At 71.9% G+C, this 19,181-nt stretch carries 17 protein-coding genes; 6 read left to right on the forward strand and 11 right to left on the reverse strand.

Going from position 1 to position 19,181, the window contains the following annotated elements; all coding sequences use genetic code 11:
• Nucleotides 1-267: 267 nt before the first annotated feature.
• The 5 genes from ABD841_RS10070 to ABD841_RS10090 are packed head-to-tail and all read left to right on the forward strand — an operon-like array spanning nt 268 to nt 5,867.
• Nucleotides 268-1,560, forward strand: coding sequence for a hypothetical protein (locus ABD841_RS10070; RefSeq protein ID WP_344970017.1), 1,293 nt, complete (start codon nt 268-270; stop codon nt 1,558-1,560).
• Nucleotides 1,527-2,546: a hypothetical protein gene (locus ABD841_RS10075; RefSeq protein WP_344970019.1), complete on the forward strand. Its 1,020-nt coding sequence runs from the start codon at nt 1,527-1,529 to the stop codon at nt 2,544-2,546. Before ABD841_RS10070 ends, ABD841_RS10075 begins: the two co-directional genes overlap by 34 nt.
• On the forward strand, nt 2,546-3,400 hold the full coding sequence (locus ABD841_RS10080; protein WP_344970020.1) for a sulfotransferase domain-containing protein: 855 nt from the start codon (nt 2,546-2,548) through the stop codon (nt 3,398-3,400). Before ABD841_RS10075 ends, ABD841_RS10080 begins: the two co-directional genes overlap by 1 nt.
• Entirely contained in the window at nt 3,388-4,881 is a 1,494-nt protein-coding gene (locus ABD841_RS10085; RefSeq protein ID WP_344970022.1) for a lipopolysaccharide biosynthesis protein, read from the forward strand. The genes ABD841_RS10080 and ABD841_RS10085 overlap by 13 nt, the downstream gene beginning before the upstream one ends.
• Nucleotides 4,878-5,867, forward strand: coding sequence for a sulfotransferase (locus tag ABD841_RS10090; protein WP_344970024.1), 990 nt, complete (start codon nt 4,878-4,880; stop codon nt 5,865-5,867). The genes ABD841_RS10085 and ABD841_RS10090 overlap by 4 nt, the downstream gene beginning before the upstream one ends.
• On the opposite strand, the gene ABD841_RS10095 is transcribed toward ABD841_RS10090, so the two are convergent.
• From ABD841_RS10095 to ABD841_RS10125, 7 genes are all read right to left on the reverse strand, one after another.
• Nucleotides 5,864-6,856 (reverse strand): WecB/TagA/CpsF family glycosyltransferase, encoded by a 993-nt coding sequence (locus tag ABD841_RS10095; RefSeq protein WP_344970025.1) that lies wholly within the window; start codon nt 6,854-6,856, stop codon nt 5,864-5,866. The two genes, ABD841_RS10090 and ABD841_RS10095, sit on opposite strands and share 4 nt — an antisense overlap.
• An 80-nt stretch (nt 6,857-6,936) precedes the next feature.
• Nucleotides 6,937-7,890, reverse strand: a complete 954-nt coding sequence (locus tag ABD841_RS10100) for a glycosyltransferase family 2 protein (protein WP_344970027.1) — start codon at nt 7,888-7,890, stop codon at nt 6,937-6,939.
• 155 nt (nt 7,891-8,045) lie between these two features.
• The gene (locus ABD841_RS10105) at nt 8,046-9,005 is read right to left on the reverse strand and encodes a sulfotransferase (RefSeq protein WP_344970028.1); all 960 of its coding nucleotides are present in this window, start codon (nt 9,003-9,005) and stop codon (nt 8,046-8,048) included.
• A 547-nt stretch (nt 9,006-9,552) separates the two neighbouring features.
• The gene (gene cysN / locus ABD841_RS10110) at nt 9,553-10,815 is read right to left on the reverse strand and encodes a sulfate adenylyltransferase subunit CysN (protein WP_344970030.1); all 1,263 of its coding nucleotides are present in this window, start codon (nt 10,813-10,815) and stop codon (nt 9,553-9,555) included.
• 109 nt (nt 10,816-10,924) lie between these two features.
• Nucleotides 10,925-11,839: a sulfate adenylyltransferase subunit CysD gene (cysD, locus tag ABD841_RS10115; RefSeq protein WP_344970031.1), complete on the reverse strand. Its 915-nt coding sequence runs from the start codon at nt 11,837-11,839 to the stop codon at nt 10,925-10,927.
• A gap of 19 nt (nt 11,840-11,858) precedes the next feature.
• Complete coding sequence (locus tag ABD841_RS10120; RefSeq protein WP_344970033.1) at nt 11,859-12,626, reverse strand: 3'(2'),5'-bisphosphate nucleotidase CysQ; 768 nt, start codon at nt 12,624-12,626, stop codon at nt 11,859-11,861.
• On the reverse strand, nt 12,626-14,092 hold the full coding sequence (locus ABD841_RS10125) for a sugar transferase (RefSeq protein WP_344970034.1): 1,467 nt from the start codon (nt 14,090-14,092) through the stop codon (nt 12,626-12,628). The genes ABD841_RS10120 and ABD841_RS10125 overlap by 1 nt, the downstream gene beginning before the upstream one ends.
• A 150-nt stretch (nt 14,093-14,242) precedes the next feature.
• On the opposite strand from ABD841_RS10125, the gene ABD841_RS10130 reads away from it, so the two are divergent.
• On the forward strand, nt 14,243-14,728 hold the full coding sequence (locus tag ABD841_RS10130; RefSeq protein ID WP_344970036.1) for a 3'-5' exoribonuclease domain-containing protein: 486 nt from the start codon (nt 14,243-14,245) through the stop codon (nt 14,726-14,728).
• Between the two features lie 37 nt (nt 14,729-14,765).
• Here the strand turns inward: ABD841_RS10130 and pth are convergent, their stop codons facing one another.
• The 4 genes from pth to glmU form a co-directional block, all read right to left on the reverse strand.
• Nucleotides 14,766-15,371: an aminoacyl-tRNA hydrolase gene (gene pth, locus ABD841_RS10135; RefSeq protein WP_344970038.1), complete on the reverse strand. Its 606-nt coding sequence runs from the start codon at nt 15,369-15,371 to the stop codon at nt 14,766-14,768.
• A 78-nt stretch (nt 15,372-15,449) separates the two neighbouring features.
• Nucleotides 15,450-16,055 carry a 50S ribosomal protein L25/general stress protein Ctc gene (locus ABD841_RS10140; protein ID WP_344970039.1) on the reverse strand — a complete coding sequence of 202 codons (606 nt, stop codon included), beginning with the start codon at nt 16,053-16,055 and terminating at the stop codon, nt 15,450-15,452.
• A gap of 538 nt (nt 16,056-16,593) precedes the next feature.
• Nucleotides 16,594-17,571: a ribose-phosphate diphosphokinase gene (locus ABD841_RS10145; RefSeq protein ID WP_344970041.1), complete on the reverse strand. Its 978-nt coding sequence runs from the start codon at nt 17,569-17,571 to the stop codon at nt 16,594-16,596.
• Nucleotides 17,572-17,665: 94 nt separating this feature from the next.
• The gene (gene glmU, locus ABD841_RS10150) at nt 17,666-19,117 is read right to left on the reverse strand and encodes a bifunctional UDP-N-acetylglucosamine diphosphorylase/glucosamine-1-phosphate N-acetyltransferase GlmU (protein WP_344970042.1); all 1,452 of its coding nucleotides are present in this window, start codon (nt 19,115-19,117) and stop codon (nt 17,666-17,668) included.
• Nucleotides 19,118-19,181: the final 64 nt, after the last annotated feature.

Consider the following 19,181-nt stretch of genomic DNA (forward strand, 5'->3'; position numbering starts at 1 on the left):
CCCGGGCCAGGGCCAGGCACCCGGACCCGCCCACAGCGGCGTCCCGGGCCAGGGCCAGGCACCCGGACCCGCCCACAGCGGCGTCCCGGGCCAGGGCGAACGGCCCCGTGGGAGCGTCCCGGGGCCCGGACTCCACGGGAGCGTCTCCAGGCAGGGCGAACGGCCCGGCGGGAACGTCCCCGGGCAGGAGGAACGGGCCCGCGGGGCGGCCTACGGGGGCGTCCCGCGGGCGCAACGACCGGAGGCCGGGTGGCGGACGCATCGGCCGTGAGGGGCCTGCATCCGGCGGCCTGGCCGATCGCCGCGCTCCTGGTGGGATACCCGCTGTGGTGGGTGCTGGGCTTCGGCGGCCTCTCGGTGGTCGCGGTGGCCCCGGTGATGGCACTCGTGCTGTGGCGCAGGCGGCCGATCAGGGCGCCGCGCGGGTTCGGGCTCTGGCTGCTGCTCCTGGCGGGTTACCTGGTCAGCGGGTTCATGCTGGGCGAGATGCCACCGGACACCTACGGCGAGTTCGGGGCCGGACGGCTGATCGGCTACCTCATGCGCCTGTCCCTGTACGTCTCACTGCTGATCATGGTGCTCTACCTGGGCAACCTGGCGGAGAGGGAACTGCCGCAACTCACCCTGGTGCGCATGCTCGGCACGCTGTTCCTGACGACCGTCGCGGGGGGTCTGCTGGGCGTGCTCGCCCCGCACGCCGAGTTCACTTCGCCGGTCGAGTCGATCCTCCCCGGGTGGATCAGCGGCAACTCCTTCGTCCACAACCTGATCCACCCGACCGCGGCGCAGACGCAGTGGGTTCTCGGTCACCCCTCGCCCCGCCCGGAGGCCCCGTTCGAGTGGGCCAACGCCTGGGGCAGCAACGTCTCGGTGCTGCTGGTCTGGTTCGTCGTCGGCTGGTGGGCGCACGGCGGGCCCCGTAGGCGCCTGGCCGTGGTCCCGCTGCTGGCCCTGGCCGCCGTCCCGATCGTCTACTCGCTCAACCGCGGCCTGTGGATCGGCCTCGGCGTCGCCGTGGCGTACCTCCTGCTGCGCCTGGGCGGGCGGGCCCGCGTCGCGGCCTGCGCGGCGGTCACGGCCGGGGCGCTGGCGTTCTTCCTCAGCCCGTTGCAGGCGATGGTGGCCCAACGGCTGGAGAACCCCCACAGCAACGACATCCGGGCCTTCACCGTGTCGGAGACCATCGCCGCGGCGAGCACCTCGCCGCTGATCGGCTACGGCAACACCCGCAGCGCCCGGGGCAACCACCGGACGGTCACCACCGGCAAGACCGACTGGTGTCCCACGTGCGGGCACCCTCCGCTCGGAGGCGACGGCCACCTCTGGCACCTGATGATCACTCAGGGCTTCACCGGGGCCGCGCTCTACTCGGCCTTCTTCGCCGGGGCGGCCCGCCGCCACTGGCGCGACCGGAGCCCGATCGGCATGGCGGGGGTCCTGGTCATGATCCTCACCCTGCTCTACATGTTCGTCTACGACGGGCTGGTCACCCCGCTCAGCCTGTATCTCATCTCGTTCGCGCTCCTGTGGAGGAACTCGATGGCGAGCACGACCGCATGAACGACGCCCGCGCCAGGCTGCGCTACCTCGACCGGACGATCGGCCTGCTGTTCCCCGGTCCCGGTGAGCCACGGCCCTACACCCTGCTCCCCCACCGGCTGATGCCCCGCAGGCTGGTGCCGAGGGCATGGTGGCACCCCGCCGGTAGGGTCACCGTCCCGGCGGGGCGGGACAGCATCGAGACCTACCTGAGCGAGGCGCTCGGCACCCCCGTCCGCGTCACACTACACGTCCGCCCGGCCCGGCGGGCCAACCGCAAACCCGTCCTCCAGGCGCGCGGTCCCGAGGGGACCGTCGCCTTCGTGAAGATCGGTGACACCGACCGGACCCGCGCGCTCGTCGCGCACGAGGCGCGTACGCTCGACCTGCTCGCCGGGGTGCCGCTGAAGAGCGTCGTCGCACCGGTGGTGCTGCACCACGGTTCCTGGCGCGGCCTGTCCGTGCTCGCGCTGGCGCCGCTGCCCGTACGGCGCGGCCGGGTCCCCGGCGACCTGCTCTCCGACGCGGTCGGCGAGATCGCCCGCCTTCCCGGCCACCCCGCCCTGCCAGGACCGGTCACCGGCGAGCTCACCGGCGAAGGCCCGCGCTCCGGAAGGCGGCCGGTCGCGGGCCCGCGCCCCGGGGAGGGGTTCGCCTGGCACGGCGACCTCGCCCCGTGGAACATCGCACCCGGGCCCGACGGACGGCTGCTGGTCTGGGACTGGGAGCGGTTCGGCACCGGGGTCCCCCTGGGCTTCGACGCCGTCCACCACTTCTTCCACCGCGCCCTGCGCCGGACCGGTCCGCTCGCCGCCGCCGAGGCCTGCGTGGCGCAGGCCCTGCCCACCCTGGCCCCGTTCGGGCTGTCGGCCGCCGAGGCCCGGCTGACCGCGGTGCACTACCTGATCACGCTGGCCAACCGGTACGCCGCCGACGGCCACAGCCCTCTCGGCCCGCCGGAGCTCTGGCTGAGCCCCGTCGCCGACCGCCAGGAGGTCCTGCTGTGATGCCCGCGCTGAAGCGTTACGCGCACGCCGTGTCATGGACCGCGGGGCGCCTCACCTCGGGGAGGCGGGTGCTGCCCGCGTTCCTGATCATCGGGGCGCAGCGCTCCGGCACGACCTCCCTGTACCGGGCGCTGGCCCAGCACCCGCTGATCCTCAAGCCCGTCCTGCGCAAGGGCGTGCACTACTTCGACCTGGCCTACGACCGGGGCCTGCCCTGGTACCGGGCGCACTTCCCGCTGCGGCCGACCGCCGCCCGGCTGGAGCGCAGATACGGTTACCGCCCCCAGGCGTTCGAGTCGTCGCCCTACTACCTGTTCCACCCGCTGGCCGGTCCCCGCATCTCCGTCGACCTGCCCGGCGTGAAACTGATCGTCCTGGTCCGTGACCCGGTCGAGCGGGCCTTCTCCGCTCACGCGCACGAGCTGGCCAGGGGCTTCGAGACCGAACCCGACTTCGCCCGAGCCGTGGAACTGGAGGAGGAACGCCTGGCCGGGGCGGTGGAGGCCCTGGTCACCTCGCCGTGCTCGACGAGCACCGCCCACCGCCACCACGCCTATCTGGCCAGGGGCCGTTACGCCGAGCAACTGGCCCGGTTGGAGCCGTTGGTCGGGCGGGAACGGATCCTCGTCCTCGACAGCGGGCGATTCTTCACCGAGCCGGAGACCGCCTACGACCGGGTTCTGGCCTTCCTCGGGCTGCCGCACATCGGCACCCCGGTCTTCGAGCGGCACAACGCCCGGCCCAGGCCCGCGCCGATGCCCGACACACTCCGCCGCGAACTGTCGCGCCGTTTCGAGGAGGACGACGCCCTGCTGCTCTCCTGGCTCGGCGCGGAGCCCTCATGGCGGTGCTGACCCGGTTGCCGCCCCAGCCGCTGAACCGGCTGCTGAACCGGCTGAGAGAGCGGCTGCTGACCCGGCTGAGGGACCTGGCACGGACGGCCGGGGCCGCGCGGAGCGGGGTGACGCGAAGCGGGGCGGCGGGGCTGGCGGGGGCGGGGGTGGCGGCCATGGCGCAGTTCTCGCTGGTCGTGGTCGTCACCAGGGGCACCGCGCCGGAGACCGCCGGCGCCTTCTTCGCCGCGACCGCCCTGTGCCTGACGGCCGCCGCCGTCCTGCGACTGGACGCCGGTAACGGCCTGGTTCACGTCATCGCCCGTACCCGGCCGTCCGGTCACCGCCCCGCCCCGGGCCGCCACGGATCCGACCGCCCCATGCCTGCGTACCACCTGTCCGGATACATCCGCGCGGCGCTGCTCCCGGTCGCGGCGCTCTCGCTGACCGTGGGGGTGGTGGTGACGCTCACCGCCGCCGATCCCGCACTGCGGGTGCTGGCGGTGGCCCTGCCCTTCCTCGCGTGCGCGGACGTCGTCGTCAGCGCGACCCGCGGGTTCGGCGCGATGCGACCCACCGTGCTGCTGGACGGTGTGTTCCAGCCGGTGGCCCGGCTCGTCCTCGTCGGCGGCGCGGTGCTGGCGGGCGTGACCTCGGTGCCGATGCTCACCGCCGCCTGGGCGCTGCCGTCCCTGCCGGTGCTGCTGCTGGCCTGGCTCTGGCTACGCCGGCGGCCGCTCCGCGCCCCGGACGGACCACACGTGCCGGACGCGCCGCGCATCCCGGACGAACCAAACGTGCCGGACGCGCCGGGCACACCGAGCACGGTGGGCGTGGCACGCGACCTTTGGCGCCATACCTGGCCCCGCTCGCTGGCGGCCGGGATCCAGGCGGTGTTCCAGCGGATGGACATCGTGATCGTGGCGGCGCTCGCCGGACCGGCCGAGGCCGCCGTCTACACCGCCGCCACCCGCTTCAAGATCGTCGGCCAGTTGGCCGGGCAGGGACTGGCACGGGCGGCGCAGCCCCGGCTGGTACGGGCCATGGCCGAGGGCGACCTGCCGCGCGCCCGCGCGCTGTACCGCTCGTCCACCCGCGTGCTGGTACTGCTGACCTGGCCGATCTGGCTGGCGTACGCCGCCGTCGCGCCGTGGCTGCTCGGGGTGGTCTTCGGCGAGGACTACGCCTCCGGAGCACCGGTGGCGCTCGTGCTGGCCGCCACGATGATGCTCGCCACCGCCTGCGGGATGGCCGACGTGGTGCTGACCTCCGCGGGGCACACCGGTTCCAGCCTGGCTCACCTGGCCGCCGCCGTGGCGACCGCCGTACTGCTGGACGTGCTGCTGGTCCCCGGGCTGGGAGCGCTCGGCGCCGCCCTCGGCTGGGCGGGGGGCACGGCGGTCAAGAACCTGCTGCCGCTGTGGCGCATCCACCGCGGCTACGGCCTGCGTCCCTTCGGCTTCCCCGGGCATGCCGCCCCGGCCACCGGGGGGACGCGGTGACGCCCGTGCTGGTGACCGGCCTCCCCCGGAGCGGGACGAGCTGGACGGGCAGGATGCTCACGGCGAGCGGCGAGCTGATCTACGTCAACGAGCCGCTCAACCCCGAGCACCCGCCGGGCCGCTCCCCCGGTGTCCTCCGCGCCGCCGTCACCCACCGCTTCCAGTACATCTGCCCGGACAACGAGCAGGACTGGTTGCCTGCCTTCCGCCGCACTGTCGCGCTCCGCTACGGGTTCCTGGCCGAACTGCGATGCAACCGGTCACCGTACGACCTGGCACGGATGGTCCGCTATGGCACCGCGTTCACGCTGGGCCGGCTGGGCGGGCGCCGGGCGCTGCTGGACGACCCGTTCGCGCTGTTCTCCGCCGGGTGGTTCGCCGAGCGGCTGGGCTGCCGGGTGGTGATCCTGCTGCGCGACCCGGTGTCGTTCGTCGGCAGCTGGCAGCGGCTCGGCTGGACGGTCTCCTTCCACGAGTTCCTCGAACAGCCGCTGCTGATCCGCGACCAGCCCCATCTGGAAGCGTTGCGCCCGCTGGTGGGTTCCCGGGACCGCATCGCCAAGGCCGCGGCCCTGTGGCGGGCAGCCGGGATCACCGCCGCCGGCCTGGCCGCCCGGCATCCCGGAATCCTGCTGGCCCGCTACGAGGACCTGGCCACCGACCCGGGAACGGGCTTCCGGCGCCTGTACGAATGGGCGGGCCTGACGTGGTCTCCCCGCGCCGAGAGCCGCGTCATGCGCGCGTGCACGACGGCCCCCGGCGCCGCCGCCCGGGACGGGGGCGGCTTCGCCTGGAGCGGCCTGTCGCGCACCGCCTACCGGCCGATGGACTCGCGCCGAGCCCTCGTCTCGGCCACCGCCCGGCTGAGCCCTCATGAGGCCCGCCGGGTCAGGGAACTGGCCTTCGCGGCCCCCGATGGCTGGACGGGCCCGGCCGACGGGGAGGGACCGACCGGCCAGGAGAGCCGGGAAAGCCCGGCCGGCTAGGAGAACAGGCCGCGGATGAGGGAGGTGGTGAGGAGCCCGAGGGCGTACGGCGCGTCGTCGACCAGGTAGCGGCGGGCGAGCCTGCCCGGTTCCCCTGCCAGCCGGAAGAGCCACTCCAGGCCGCTCCGGCGCATCCACGCGGGTGCCCGGCGCACGGTACCGGCGGTGAAGGCGATCGCCGAGCCGCAACCGACGAACCAGGTGCCGGGCAGGTCCTTGCGGAGCGCGGCGATGAGCCGCTCCTGCTTGGGGAAGCCCAGCCCGACGAAGACCAACCGGGGCCCGGCCGCGACCACTGCGTCGCGGACCCGGGCGCAGCTCTCGGGGGCGTCCTCGAACCCGTAGGGCGGGGAGTCGACCCCGGCGACGACAAGGTTCGGATAGCGCAGGATCAGCTCGCAGGCGGCCTGCGCGGCCGCGCCGGGTGGTCCGCCCAGCAGGTAGACGGGATAGCGGTAGAAGGCCGCGGCCTCCGACAGGGACCAGATCAGGTCGGCCCCGGTGACCCGGCCGGGCACCGGGGTGCCGAGCAGCCGCGCCGCCCACACCAGCGGCATACCGTCGGCCACGACGAGGTCGGCGCCCTCGACGAGCGCGCGCGCCCGCGGGTCGCGGCCGACGGTCCGGCAGATGTCGACGTTCGGAGTGACGAGGTGCCCGCCCTCACCGCGTTTCAGCGCGGCGACCACGTGGTCGACGATCTCGCTCTCGGTCATCGGATCGATGGCGACGCCCGCCACGTGCACGCGCCTGCGCAGCCGCCTGCGGGTGGCTCGGTCGGGCCGGGACCGGCCGGTCCGGCCCTGCCGGGAACGCTGCCGGGGGATGGCGGGCACGGGCGCCGCCCCGTGACGGGCGGCCGGGGACCCGGGGTCGGCCACGGCCAGGTGATCGGCCGCGAACCTCTGGTCCGTCACCGGCCCGCGGACGGCCGCGAACCCGTGCTCCGCACCGGGCCGGTGCAGACCCGCAGGACGGTCCTCCGTCACAGGCCGATGCCCGGTGCCGGGATGGTGATCTGCCGCGGACCGGGGCTCGGTCACGGGCCGGCGCTCGGTGGTGGGCGGCATCAGATGCCGTGCCCTCGGTGGTGCAGGACGCTGAGCAGGGCGTCGGGCCTGATCAGACCCGCCGCCACCGCGAGCGCGAGAGGCGCTCTTGGCTCGCTCCGGCGGGTGGAGAACGCACGCCAGGCCCAGCGGCCCGCCTCCCGCCGACGGCCGAGGGCGGCGTGGTGGAAGGCAAGCTGGCCGTAGACCCGTGCCGCGCCGCGCGGGTCTACGGCCAGATCGGGGTGCCGGGCGAGCATCCACTCCAGTCCGGCGATGCGGTCGGCCCAGCGGGCCACATACGACGAGCCACCCCAACGCACGCGCACCAGGGGACGGTCGACGTGCACGATCGGATGGTGGGCGGCGGCGCGCAGGGCGAGGTCCCAATCTTCGTTCTGGCCGTGGGGGGCGCTCTCATCCACCCAGAGCCCACCGCGCCGGAACAGGAAGGTCGAGGAGTGCACCATCACCATGCGTGAGCGCACCAGGTGCCCGCGGGTCACCCGGCAGGTGCCGGCCAGGCGGGGGATACGGCGCGAGCCGTACTCGACCTCGATGGAACAGCTGGAGAATCGCGCGTCCGGTTCGGTCGCCAACGCGGCCACCTGGGCGCGGACCTTGCCGGGCAGCCACTGGTCGTCGTCGTCGCAGAAGGCGACCAGGTCGGTGCCGAGCGCCGCGATGCCGGTGTTGCGGGCCCCCGGCAGGCCGGGGGTGAGCCGGTTGGCCATCACCCGCACGCTGCGCGGGGGCGCCTCGTCCGCTCCCGGGACCGAGGGCGAAGGCGGGGAGACGATCAGGTCGGCGAGCTGGCCGGTGACCGGGGCCGGATCACCGCCGTCGACGACCACGACCACCTCGATCAGGCCGGGGTGATCCTGACCGAGCACGGCGAGCACGGCGGCGCGCAGCCGGTCGGGCCGGTGCCCCCGGGTGGGCACCACGACGCCCACGGACGCGTCGGCGCTCACGGACGTCTTCACCCCTACGGCCGATCTCCCGCCCGTCACGGCCGTCGCCACGCCGGCGGACGTCGCCGGGCCCATGGGTGCCATCGGGTCCGTGGGCGCCCACGCGCCTGCGGGTGCCTGCGCACTCGTGGACGTCGTCATGCTCACGGGTGCGTTCACGCGAGCCTCCTTCGGTAGCCATACTTGATCATGAGCGGCCAGGTCAGTGCGGTGACCAGTCGCCGCCGACGGGGCGAGGCGGCGGTGCGCCAGCCGTCGTCCCCGGTCAGCTCGGTGGGCCCGAGCGCGAAACGCATGGGGTTGCCCGAGGCCGTGTGCGCCGTCGAGAACTCGGCGACGCGCCCGGACAGGAAGTCGAGGCGGGGCGGGAGGCCGATTCTGGCGACCAGGCGCCTGAGAGTGGCGGCGGGGGCCTCGATCAGGTCCTCGTAGCGGACCCGGGTGACCGGGACTCCCCGCCGGGCCAGAAGCTCCAGGCTGAGGTTCTCGGCCATCCAGTGGAGTGAGGTGCGGGACGGCGACCAGTGCGTCATCGGACGCCCGTCCTCGGGGCGGGGGACGTGCCGGTGCCAGGAGTGGGCGACGGCGCGGGGGTCGCGGACCACGTGGACCACGTGGACGTCGACGCCGGCCGCGGCGAGGCAGAAGGCCAGCGAGGCGTGCTTGCTGGAGTCGACCACGACCGGGCAGTCGGCGACCTCACCCGCCGCGTCGTACAGGCAGCGGTGCACCCCGACGTACTCGCTCAGCTCAGCGGTGCCGGGCGCCGGCCAGCGGCCGGTGCCCGCCTGCTCCTCGGCCAGGAGCCGGGCCAGGACCGGGATACGCCGGGTACGGTCGACGCGGGAGCGGAGGGCGAGCATCCGGTGGGCCAGTTCCTCGGACCAGCCGCCGAAGGCCCGCTCGCCGACCTTGTGCCAGAAGGGGCACGACCCGAAGGGCTCGCGGCACCCGCAGGACTCGTCCGCCAGCACGCTCCTGGACCACAGGTGGACGATCTCGCCGAGCGGCGCGATGCCGGGGACCTCACCGAGCAGGCGCTCCAGCAGGGTGGTCCCGCTACGGCCGAGGCCGCCCAGGAAGACCACCCGGGCAGGGGACGGACTATCAGACACAGGCACGAATCCTTACCCGATGGATACGGAACGTGCCGAGGCTAGCGCGGAGGGTAATCGTACGGTCAGAGAACGGACAAAGGATCTACCGAGTCGGCACAACAGCGGGGCAGTGCGTCGGATACCACCCGAATCCATCACATTGCACGGCACTCCACAGCGTCCACGCCGGAACGCTGACGGAGAGGCGGCGTAGTGGGGTCCAGGACGCGAAGACAGCGCCGCGGTGGTGCGGGACACGACGGTGGAGCGACGGCATCACGGCGAACCGCCCGTGCCCGCCATCGCACCGCCGCGGGGTGCGCGGCGGGTACGCGGTGACGGACACGGGCGGTCGGACGGAGCGCGTGGGCGGCCGGATGCCACGGACACGGACGGGCGTCACGAACGATCGGACCGCCCCCGGGGAAACGACCCGGCCACCGCGGACACGAACGGGCGTCACGAACGGTTAGGCGCCGCACCCGGAAACGACCCGGCGTTCGCGGACACGGACGATCGGCCGCACCCGGAAACGACCCGGCGTTCGCGGGTGCGGCCGGGAGACCTACTTGGCCTCGACGACCATGCCGGCGCCGACGGTGTTGTTGGTGGCCTCGTCGACGAGGATGAAGCCACCGGTGAGGCGGTTGCGGGCGTAGTCGTCGACGAACAGCGGCTGGGTGACACGGAGCGAGACCCGCCCGATCTCGTTGAGGCTGAGCGACTGGGCCGTCTCGTCCCGGTGGAGGGTGTTGACGTCCAGCCGGTAGTGCAGATCCCTGACCAGGGCGCGGGCGGTGCGGGTGGTGTGTTTGATGACCAGCTTGCTTCTCGGGGCCAGTTTGCTCGCGTCGGTCATCCAGCAGACCATCGCCTCCAGTTCCTGGGCGACATGCGGCTGGTTGTTGGGCCGGCAGATCATGTCGCCGCGCGAGATGTCGATGTCGTCCTCCAGCCGGAGCGTCACCGACATCGGCGGGAACGCCTCGTCGACCGGTCCGTCGAAGGTGTCGATCGAGGCGATGCGCGTGGTCAGCCCGGAGGGCAGGTGCACGACCTCGTCGCCCGGCTTCAGCACGCCTCCGGCGATCTGGCCGGCGTAGCCGCGGTAGTCGTGGAAGGCCGGGTCGGTGGCCCGCTGCGGGCGGATGACGTACTGCACGGGGAAGCGCACGTCGACCAGGTTGCGGTCGGAGGCGATGTGCACGTTCTCCAGGTGGTGCAGCAGGGAGGAGCCGTTGTACCAGGACATGTTCTCCGAGCGCGACACCACGTTGTCACCGTGCAGGGCCGAGATCGGGATGAACGTCAGGTCGGGCGCGTTCAGCTTGGAGGCGAAGGCGGTGAACTCCTCACGGATCTCCTCGAACCGCTCCTGGGAGTAGTCGACCAGGTCCATCTTGTTGACGGCCAGCACCAGGTGCGGCACCCTCAGCAGGGTCGTCAGGAACGCGTGCCGCCGCGACTGCTCCAGCACGCCCTTGCGAGCGTCGATCAGCACGATCGCCAGGTCGGCGGTGGAGGCGCCCGTGACCATGTTGCGGGTGTACTGGATGTGCCCGGGGGTGTCGGCGATGATGAACTTGCGCCTGGGCGTGGCGAAGTAGCGGTAGGCCACGTCGATCGTGATGCCCTGCTCCCGCTCGGCCCGCAGGCCGTCGGTGAGCAGCGACAGGTCGGTGTACTCGGTGCCGCGGTCACGGGAGGTGCGCTCGACGGCCTCCAGCTGGTCCTCGAAGATCGCCTTGGAGTCGAAGAGCAGGCGCCCGATGAGGGTCGACTTCCCGTCGTCGACGCTTCCCGCCGTGGCAAAGCGAAGGATGTCCATCAGAACTGCTCTCCAGAGATCGTACGGCTCTCACTGCGGGGCCGCGCCGGACGTGGTCGGGAAACGCCCGGGGCCGGGCGGCGCCGGGAACCGGTCGGGGAGGCGGGCATCAGAAGTAGCCCTCCCTCTTGCGGTCTTCCATGGAAGCCTCCGAGGCCCGGTCGTCGGCACGGGTGGCGCCACGCTCGGTGATGCGGGTCGCGGCGATCTCCTCGATGATCTCCTCGACCGTCGCGGCGGTCGACTCGACGGCGCCGGTGCAGGTCACGTCACCGACCGTGCGGTAGCGGACCGTCAGCTCCATGAGCGGCTCGTCCTCGTCACGGGAGACGAACTCGCTGTCGGCCAGCAGCATGCCGTCACGCTCGAACACCTTGCGGGTGTGGGCGTAGTAGATCGACGGGATCTCGATACCCTCGCGCCGGATGTAGTCCCAGATGTCGAGCTCGGTCCAGTTGGACAGCGGGAAGACCCGGATGTGCTCGCCCTTGCGGATCTTGGCGTTGTAGAGGTTCCACAGCTCGGGGCGCTGGTTCTTCGGGTCCCACTGGCCGAAGTCGTCGCGGAAGGAGAACACGCGTTCCTTGGCGCGGGCCTTCTCCTCGTCGCGGCGGGCCCCGCCGAAGACTGCGTCGTACTCGTTCTCCTCGATCGCGTCGAGGAGCGTGGTGGTCTGCAGCCGGTTGCGCGAGGCCCGGCGGCCGGTCTCCTCGACGACGCGGCCGGCGTCGATGGAGTCCTGGACGCTGGCGACGACCAGGCGGGCGCCGAGCTCGGCGGCGCGCCGGTCACGGAACTCGATGACCTCGGGGAAGTTATGCCCGGTGTCGACGTGCATCAGGGGGAAGGGGATCGGTGCGGGCCAGAACGCCTTCTCCGCGATGCGGAGCATGACGATGGAGTCTTTACCACCGGAGAAGAGCAGACAGGGACGCTCGAACTCCGCCGCGACCTCGCGCATGATGTGAACGGCCTCTGCCTCGAGGACGTCGAGCTGCGACGTTGTGTAGTCGCGCTGAAGCATCGGACTCTCCTAGCGGGGATTAGCGGTGCAGATCCCGGATTCCAGCGAGCAACGTTGGTGCCAGTCCCGGTAGGGAAACAAGGATATCCGGCAGTGACGGGTCACCTTGGTTGTAGGTCAGCGCCGCGCCGTCGATGCGGCTGGCGTGGGCTCCGGCGGCGAGGGCCACCGCGACGGGCGCCGCGGAGTCCCATTCGTACTGGCCACCGGCGTGGACGTACGCCTCGACCTCGCCGGTGAGCACCGCGGAGATCTTGGCGCCCGCCGATCCGATGGGCACGAGGTCGGCCCCGACGAGGTCGGCGAGGTTGCGTACGAACTCCGGCGGGCGGGTGCGGCTGACCGCGATCCGCGGGCGGGCACCGGCCCGCGGGGCGGGCAGGACAGGGGGCTCGACGGTGGAAAGAGTGCGGCCCTGGGCGGGCAGCGCCACGGCACCGGCCGTCAGCGCACCGCGCTCCCAGAGCGCCACGTGGACCGCCCAGTCGGCGCGACCCTCCTCGGCGAACTCGCGGGTGCCGTCCAGCGGGTCGACGATCCAGACACGCTCGGCCCGCAGCCGGCGGGGGTCGAGCCGTTCCTCCCTGGTCGCCTCCTCGGACAGCACGCTGTCGTCCGGGCGCAACCGCGCCAGCGCCTCCGTGAGGAACAGGTGGGAGGCGATGTCACCCTCCTTGCGCAGCGCGGACGGGTCACCGAAACCCCGCTCCGCCCGCAGGGCCGCCAGCTTCTCACCGGCCGTCGTCGCCAGTTCCGCGGCGAGTGTGTGATCGTCGCGAACGGTCATCAATATGCTCCAGCTCCTCGCGCGACAGCCGACCAGGTCTTCCAGAGAATCTGCAGGTCCAAGGTGAGAGACCAGCTCTCCACGTAACGCAGGTCCAACCGTACCGATTCCTCCCACGACAGATCCGACCGGCCGCTCACCTGCCACAGGCCCGTCATACCGGGCCTGACCAGCAGCCGGCGGCGGACGTCGTCACCGTACCGCGCCACCTCCTCGGGCAGCGGCGGCCGGGGCCCCACCAGTGACATGTGGCCGAGCAGCACGTTGATGAGCTGGGGCAGCTCGTCCACGGAGTGGCGGCGCAACCAGGCGCCGATCGGGGTCACCCTGGGATCGTTGCGGATCTTGAAGAGCACGCCCTCGCCGTCGCTGCACAGGTCGATCTTCCATTGTTCGGCGTCGGCGCGCATCGTCCGGAACTTGTACATCGTGAACTCGGCGCCGCCGCGGCCCACCCGGGTCTGCCGGAAGAACACGGGCCCGGGGCCGGAGGCCCGCACGGCCACGGTCACCCCGGCCAGCAGCGGCAGCAGGACGACCAGCAACAGCCCGGCCCCGACCCGGTCGAACAGGTTCTTGACCACCTGGCGCAGGCCGGAGATCTCAGGATGGTCGACGTGGAGCAGCGGCAGCCCCGCCGCCGGGCGGATGGTGATCCGCGGCCCGGCCACCTCCATCAGCGCCGGGGCCACGATCAGGTCGGTGTCGGTCTTCTCCAGCCGCCACGCCAGCCGCCGCAGGGCCACCCCGTCCATCTCGGGGCAGGCCAGGACCGCCACCGTGTCGGCGGCGACCTGCCCGACCACGAGCGGGACGTCGGAGAAGTCGCCCAGCACCGGGACACCCTCCACATCGCCCATGCCGTCATGCGGCGCGCAGGCGCCCACGACCTCCATTCCGTGGTACCGCTCCCGGCGGAACCGGCGGACCAGCTCGGCGACGGCCGCCCGATGGCCCACCGCCACCACCCGCCGCATGCACCTGCCCCGCGCCCGCCTGCGGTGCAGGGATCGGCGCAGGGCGTAGCGCGCCAGGAGGGTGAGCAGCGTGGTCAGCGGGATCGCCAGCACCACGTAGCCGCGGGCCACCTCCGTCTTGGTGAGGTAGGCGCCGACGGCGAGGGCGGCGGTGAGCATGAAGCCGCAGTGCAGGACGCGCCGGAACTCCTCCGGGCCCAGGCCGATGAGGCGCGGCTCGTACGCGCGGTTCAACGCGACGGTGCAGACCCAGGCGACCGGCAGGATCGCGCTCGCCACGACATACGGGGCGACATAAGGAGTAACCTCGCCGAATCGAACGAACAGCGCCAGCACGCCGGCCAGGGCGGCACAGCCGGTATCGGCGGCGACGGCCATCATCCTGTGCCCCCGCACCCAGCCGGGCGCACGCCGACGGGCGGCCGGTGTGACACCGGGCACCGATCGGACGGCTGTCACGTCGCGCACGTTCTCCCCCTGAGTGACCATTCGCGTACGCACAGTCATCGAATGGTAGCGGCAGACAGGAAGGCACGCACGTTGAAGACCGAAACGTATATCTCTGTGGATATCGAAGCCGACGGCCCCATTCCGGGGCCGTATTCGATGGTGAGCTTCGGAATGGCCGTGGCGGGACGCATGACCGGGAAGGTGTTCGAACCCGTCGATCCGGAGTCCCACACGTTCTACGCCGAACTACGGCCGATCAGCGACGACCACGTGCCCGAGGCACTGGCCGTCAGCGGGCTGGACCGGGACACGCTGATCCGCGAGGGACGCGACCCGGCCGAGGCGATGCGCGAGGCCGCGGCGTGGATCCGCGAGACGTGCGGCACCAGCTCACCAGTGCTGGCCGCCTACCCGCTCTCGTATGACTGGATGTGGATCTACTGGTACTTCATGCGCTTCGCGGGCACCTCGCCGTTCGGGCACTCGCGCTGCGTCGACCTCAAGACGCTGTACGCCGCCAAGGCGGGCGTGCCGATCGGCTGGGCCACCAAGCGGCAGATGCCGCGGCACCTGCTCTCCCAGCGGCCGCACACCCACAACGCGCTCGACGACGCGATCGAACAGGCGGAGCTGCTGCAGAACCTGATGGCCTTCGGCCGACCGCCCGGGACCTGATCGGCCGGGCCGGCCGGTGCCGTCTGCGTCCGGTCCGCTACCTGGGAGGCCCGGAGATCTTGAGGTCGCCGGCGTGGAAGGTGTTCTGGGTCTGCTCCAGGCCCACCTTGATCAGCGACTCCACCACGTCGGCGGCACGGTCGACCAGGAAGGCGAGGTCCTTGCGCTCGGCGGTGGCGAAGTCCCGCAGGACGTAGGCCGCGGCGTCCATCCGGCCGGGCGGACGGCCGATGCCGAACCGCACCCGGAGGTAGTCCCTGGTCGCGAGCGACTTGGTGATCGACTTAAGCCCGTTGTGGCCGTTGTCACCGCCGCCCAGCTTGGCCCTGAGCGCACCGTAGGGGATGTCGAGCTCGTCGTGGACCACGAGCACGCGAGCCGGGTCGACCTTGTAGAAGTCGGACAGGGCTTTGACCGGACCGCCCGAGAGGTTCATGTACGAGAGCGGCTTGGCCAGCACCGCGGGAACACCCGCCAGACGGCCCTCCAGCACCTCGGCCCGCGACCTGTGCGCCTTGAAGCGGCCGCCGACCCGGGCGGCGAGCTCGTCCAGGACCATGAAACCGGCGTTGTGGCGGTTCCCGGCGTACTCCGGCCCGGGGTTCCCCAGGCCCACGACCAACCAGCGGTCCACGGTCGGCATCCCTTCCCGCGCGCGTCAGGATCACATGCGCGTCAGGGCGGTCCGGTGGTGGACCGCCCTGACATATCCGGCGAAGAACTACTCGGCGGCCTCGGCGGCCCCGGCGGCCTCACCCTCGGCGGCCTCGGCGGCCTCACCCTCGGCGGCCTCGGCGGCGGCCGGAGCCGCGACGACCAGCACGATCGTCTCGGGGTCGGCGACCAGGGTGGTGCCCCGGGGCAGCTTCAGGTCGCCGGCGGTGACGTGGGCGCCGACCTCCAGGCCCTCGACGTCGACCTCGACGCCCTCGGGAATGTGGGTGGCCTCGGCCTCGACCGAGACGGAGACGAGCTGCTGGTCGAGGATGCCGTCGGCGACCTCACCGGTCACGGTGACGGGGATGTCGACGGTGACCTTCTCGCCGCGCTTGACCAGCAGCAGGTCGACGTGCTCCAGGAAGCCCTTGATCGGGTCACGCTGGACGCCCTTGGGCAGCGCGAGCTCGTCGACCGCGCCCTGGAGGCGGATCAGCACGTTCGGCGTGCGCAGGGCGAGCAGGAGCTCGTGGCCCGGCAGCGACAGGTGCCTGGGCTCCGTGCCGTGCCCGTAGAGGACGACGGGCACCTTGTGCTCGCGACGGATCTTGCGGGCGGCGCCCTTGCCGAACTGGTCGCGGAGCTCGGTGTTGATGACGACTTCGGACACGGCGGATCTCCTAGGGATCTTCGACGACGGGAAAGGTGCGTTCCCCCTCACCCGCCCTAGCGGAAGGCGTTACGAACGCACGCAACCTGAACAGCCTACAGTGTTTATGGCGACGCTGGCGCGTCGCGGTTCGGACGCTCTGACCCGGCTGTGTTTATGGCGACGCTGGCGCGTCGCGGTTCGGACGCTCTGACCCGGCTCCTTCCCTCGTCGCTCATCCGCTTCGCTCCTTCGCTCCTCAGTCCAGTCGCCGGCGCGTCCGAACGAAGTCCCTTTGGGCAGAAAACACGGGCGCCTCCCCACGGAGTTCCCCAGACCGGTGCCAGTACGTCCGAACGGAAGGCGCCTCGGGGCAGAACACGGGCACGTCCCCATGAAGTCCCTGAGGCCGGTGTCGGAGCGGAGTTTCCCGGGGCAGGACGTGGGCGCGGCGGGGCGGAGTCTAAGCCGGGCGCCCCGGTTCCTGAACGGTGTCCGGTTCAGGGACGGGGGCGCCCGACCCGCCGGGTGGGGCCCGGCGGCTCGGGGGCCGGAGGGGTCAGGAATCGCCCTCGAAGAGGCTCGTCACCGAGCCGTCGCTGAAGACCTCCGTGATCGCGCGGGCGATCAGCGGGGCGATCGACAGCACGGTCAGCTTGTCGAACTTCTTGTCCTCGGCGAGGGGCAGCGTGTTGGTGACGATGACCTCGGAGACCCTGGAGTTCTTCAGCCGGTCGACCGCCGGGTCGGAGAACACGGCGTGCGTGGCGGCCACGACCACGTTGGTGGCGCCCTGCTCGTACAGCGCGTCGGCCGCCTTGCAGATCGTGCCCGCGGTGTCGATCATGTCGTCGATCAGCACGCAGGTGCGACCGCGCACCTTGCCGACGACCTCGTTGACCTTCACCTGGTTGGCCACGTCGAGGTCGCGACGCTTGTGGATGAAGGCCAGCGGGGTGCCCAGGGTGTCGGCCCACCGCTCGGAGAGCCTGACCCGCCCGGTGTCGGGCGAGACGACGGTGGTGTTCGCCAGGTCGAGCTTGTCCTTGAGGTAGTTGACCAGGACGGGCATGGCGAACAGGTGGTCCACCGGGCCGTCGAAGAAACCCTGGATCTGCGAGGTGTGCAGGTCGATCGACATGAGCCGGTCGGCGCCCGCGGTCTTGAACAGGTCGGCCATCAGGCGGGCGGTGATGGGCTCGCGGCCGCGGCCCTTCTTGTCCTGCCGGGCGTAACCGAAGAACGGCATGATCACGGTGATCCGCTTGGCGGAGGCGCGCTTGAGCGCGTCCACCATGATCAGCTGCTCCATGATCCACTTGTTGATCGGGTAGGTGTGGCTCTGCATGACGAACGCGTCACACCCCCGGACGGACTCCAGGTAGCGGGCGTAGATCTCGCCGTTGGCGAAATCCCGCAGCGTGGTCGGGGCCGCCTCGACGCCGAGGTGGCTGGCCACCTCGTCCGCGAGTTCCGGATAGGCACGACCGGAGAAGAACATCAGGTTCTTCTCGCCGGTCTGCTTGATGCCGCTCATGCCGTCCCCCTCATCAGACGGCGCGCCGACGCCTTCACGACGTCGTTGTGCCCGCTGACCCGTGCGTGCCCGATGGCGCGCCGGCTTCGCTGACTCACGTCCTGCTCCCCTGCTGTTTCCCGGCCTCGGCGGCCCGCAGCGCCGCCTCGGCCGATCTGGTGCCCGCGCGCCTGCGCGCGACCCACCCTTCAATGTTGCGCTGCCGCCCGCGGGCCACCCCGATGGCCCCTGCCGGGACATCACCATCGATGACCGAGCCCGCGGCGGTATATGCGCCGTCGCCGATGTTCACCGGCGCGACGAGCATGGTGTCGCACCCGACGAAGGCATGCTCGCCCACCGTCGTGTGGTGCTTGTTGACGCCGTCGTAGTTGACGAAGACCGTCGAGGCGCCGATGTTGGCGCCGGAGCCGATGGTGGCGTCGCCGACGTAGGACAGGTGGGGCACCTTCGCGCCCTCGCCCACCTTGGCGTTCTTCATCTCGACATACGTCCCGGCCTTGGCCTTGCGGGCGAGCACGGTGCCGGGCCGCAGGTAGGCGTACGGGCCGACAAGGGCGTCGGGGCCGATCTCGGCCTCGACGCAGACCGCGTTGCGGACCAGCGCCCCCGCGCCGACGACCGTGTCGGTCAACGTGGTGGCCGGGCCGATCTCGGCACCCTCGGCGACGGCCGTGCGGCCGTGCAGCTGGGTGCCCGGGTGGATGACCACGTCGGGTTCCAGGGTCACGTCCACGTCGACCCACGTGCTGGCCGGGTCGATCACCGTGACGCCCGCCCGCATGTGCGCCTCCAGCAGGCGAGAGTTGAGCACTTTGCGGGCGAAGGCGAGCTGGACGCGGTCGTTGACCCCTTCCACCTCCACGTAGTCGGCCGCGACGTGCGCGCCGACCCGGTGGCCGTCCTCGCGGAGGATGGCGAGGACGTCGGTGAGATACTCCTCACCCTGGGCGTTGGCGGTGGAGACGCGCTTGACCGCGTCGGCCAGCAGGAGCCCGTCGAAGGCGTAGACGCCGGAGTTCATCTCCTTGATGGCCCGCTGCTCGGGGTCGGCGTCCTTCTCCTCGACGATCTCCAGGACCGCCCCCGTGTCGTCGCGGATGATCCGGCCGTACCCGTACGGGTTGGGGACCTCCGCGGTCAGTACGGTGACGGCGTTGCCGTCGTCGCCGTGGCGCCGGAGCAGCGCGGCGAGGGTCTCGGTGCGCAGGAGGGGCGTGTCGCCGTAGGTCACCAGGACGGTGCCGCCGATGGTGCCGACGGCCTCCAGAACGGTCCGGACGGCGTGGCCGGTGCCCTTCTGCTCGGTCTGGACGACGGTCCGCGCGTCGGGGCTGGTCTCGGCCAGGTGTGCCGCGACTCGCTCCCTTTCGTGACCGATGACAACAATGAGCCGCTCGGGTTCGAGACCTCGAGCGGCGACGAGCATGTGGTCGACCAGGGTACGGCCGCACAGCTCATGCAGGATCTTTGGTGTTCTCGACTTCATCCGGGTGCCCTCGCCTGCGGCGAGGACGATGACGGCGGCCGGGCGCGGCACACTCACGGACGAGGCTCCCTCGGCGTCGCGGCTGAGACATGACGAAGCGCGACAACGGGCGGCTACCGCC

The organism is Streptosporangium fragile, from assembly GCF_039534445.1.
Classification (GTDB): Bacteria; Actinomycetota; Actinomycetes; order Streptosporangiales; family Streptosporangiaceae; genus Streptosporangium; species Streptosporangium fragile.

Coding starts and splice junctions, on each gene's coding strand:
- ABD841_RS10080 (WP_344970020.1), top strand. CDS start 2,546: ATGCCCGCGCTGAAGCGTTACGCGCACGCCGTGTCATGGACCGCGGGG.
- ABD841_RS10085 (WP_344970022.1), top strand. CDS start 3,388: ATGGCGGTGCTGACCCGGTTGCCGCCCCAGCCGCTGAACCGGCTGCTG.
- cysD (WP_344970031.1), bottom strand. CDS start 11,839: ATGCTTCAGCGCGACTACACAACGTCGCAGCTCGACGTCCTCGAGGCA.
- ABD841_RS10145 (WP_344970041.1), bottom strand. CDS start 17,571: ATGAGCGGCATCAAGCAGACCGGCGAGAAGAACCTGATGTTCTTCTCC.
- ABD841_RS10120 (WP_344970033.1), bottom strand. CDS start 12,626: ATGACCGTTCGCGACGATCACACACTCGCCGCGGAACTGGCGACGACG.
- pth (WP_344970038.1), bottom strand. CDS start 15,371: ATGCCGACCGTGGACCGCTGGTTGGTCGTGGGCCTGGGGAACCCCGGG.
- ABD841_RS10130 (WP_344970036.1), top strand. CDS start 14,243: ATGACCGGGAAGGTGTTCGAACCCGTCGATCCGGAGTCCCACACGTTC.
- cysN (WP_344970030.1), bottom strand. CDS start 10,815: ATGGACATCCTTCGCTTTGCCACGGCGGGAAGCGTCGACGACGGGAAG.
- ABD841_RS10125 (WP_344970034.1), bottom strand. CDS start 14,092: ATGGTCACTCAGGGGGAGAACGTGCGCGACGTGACAGCCGTCCGATCG.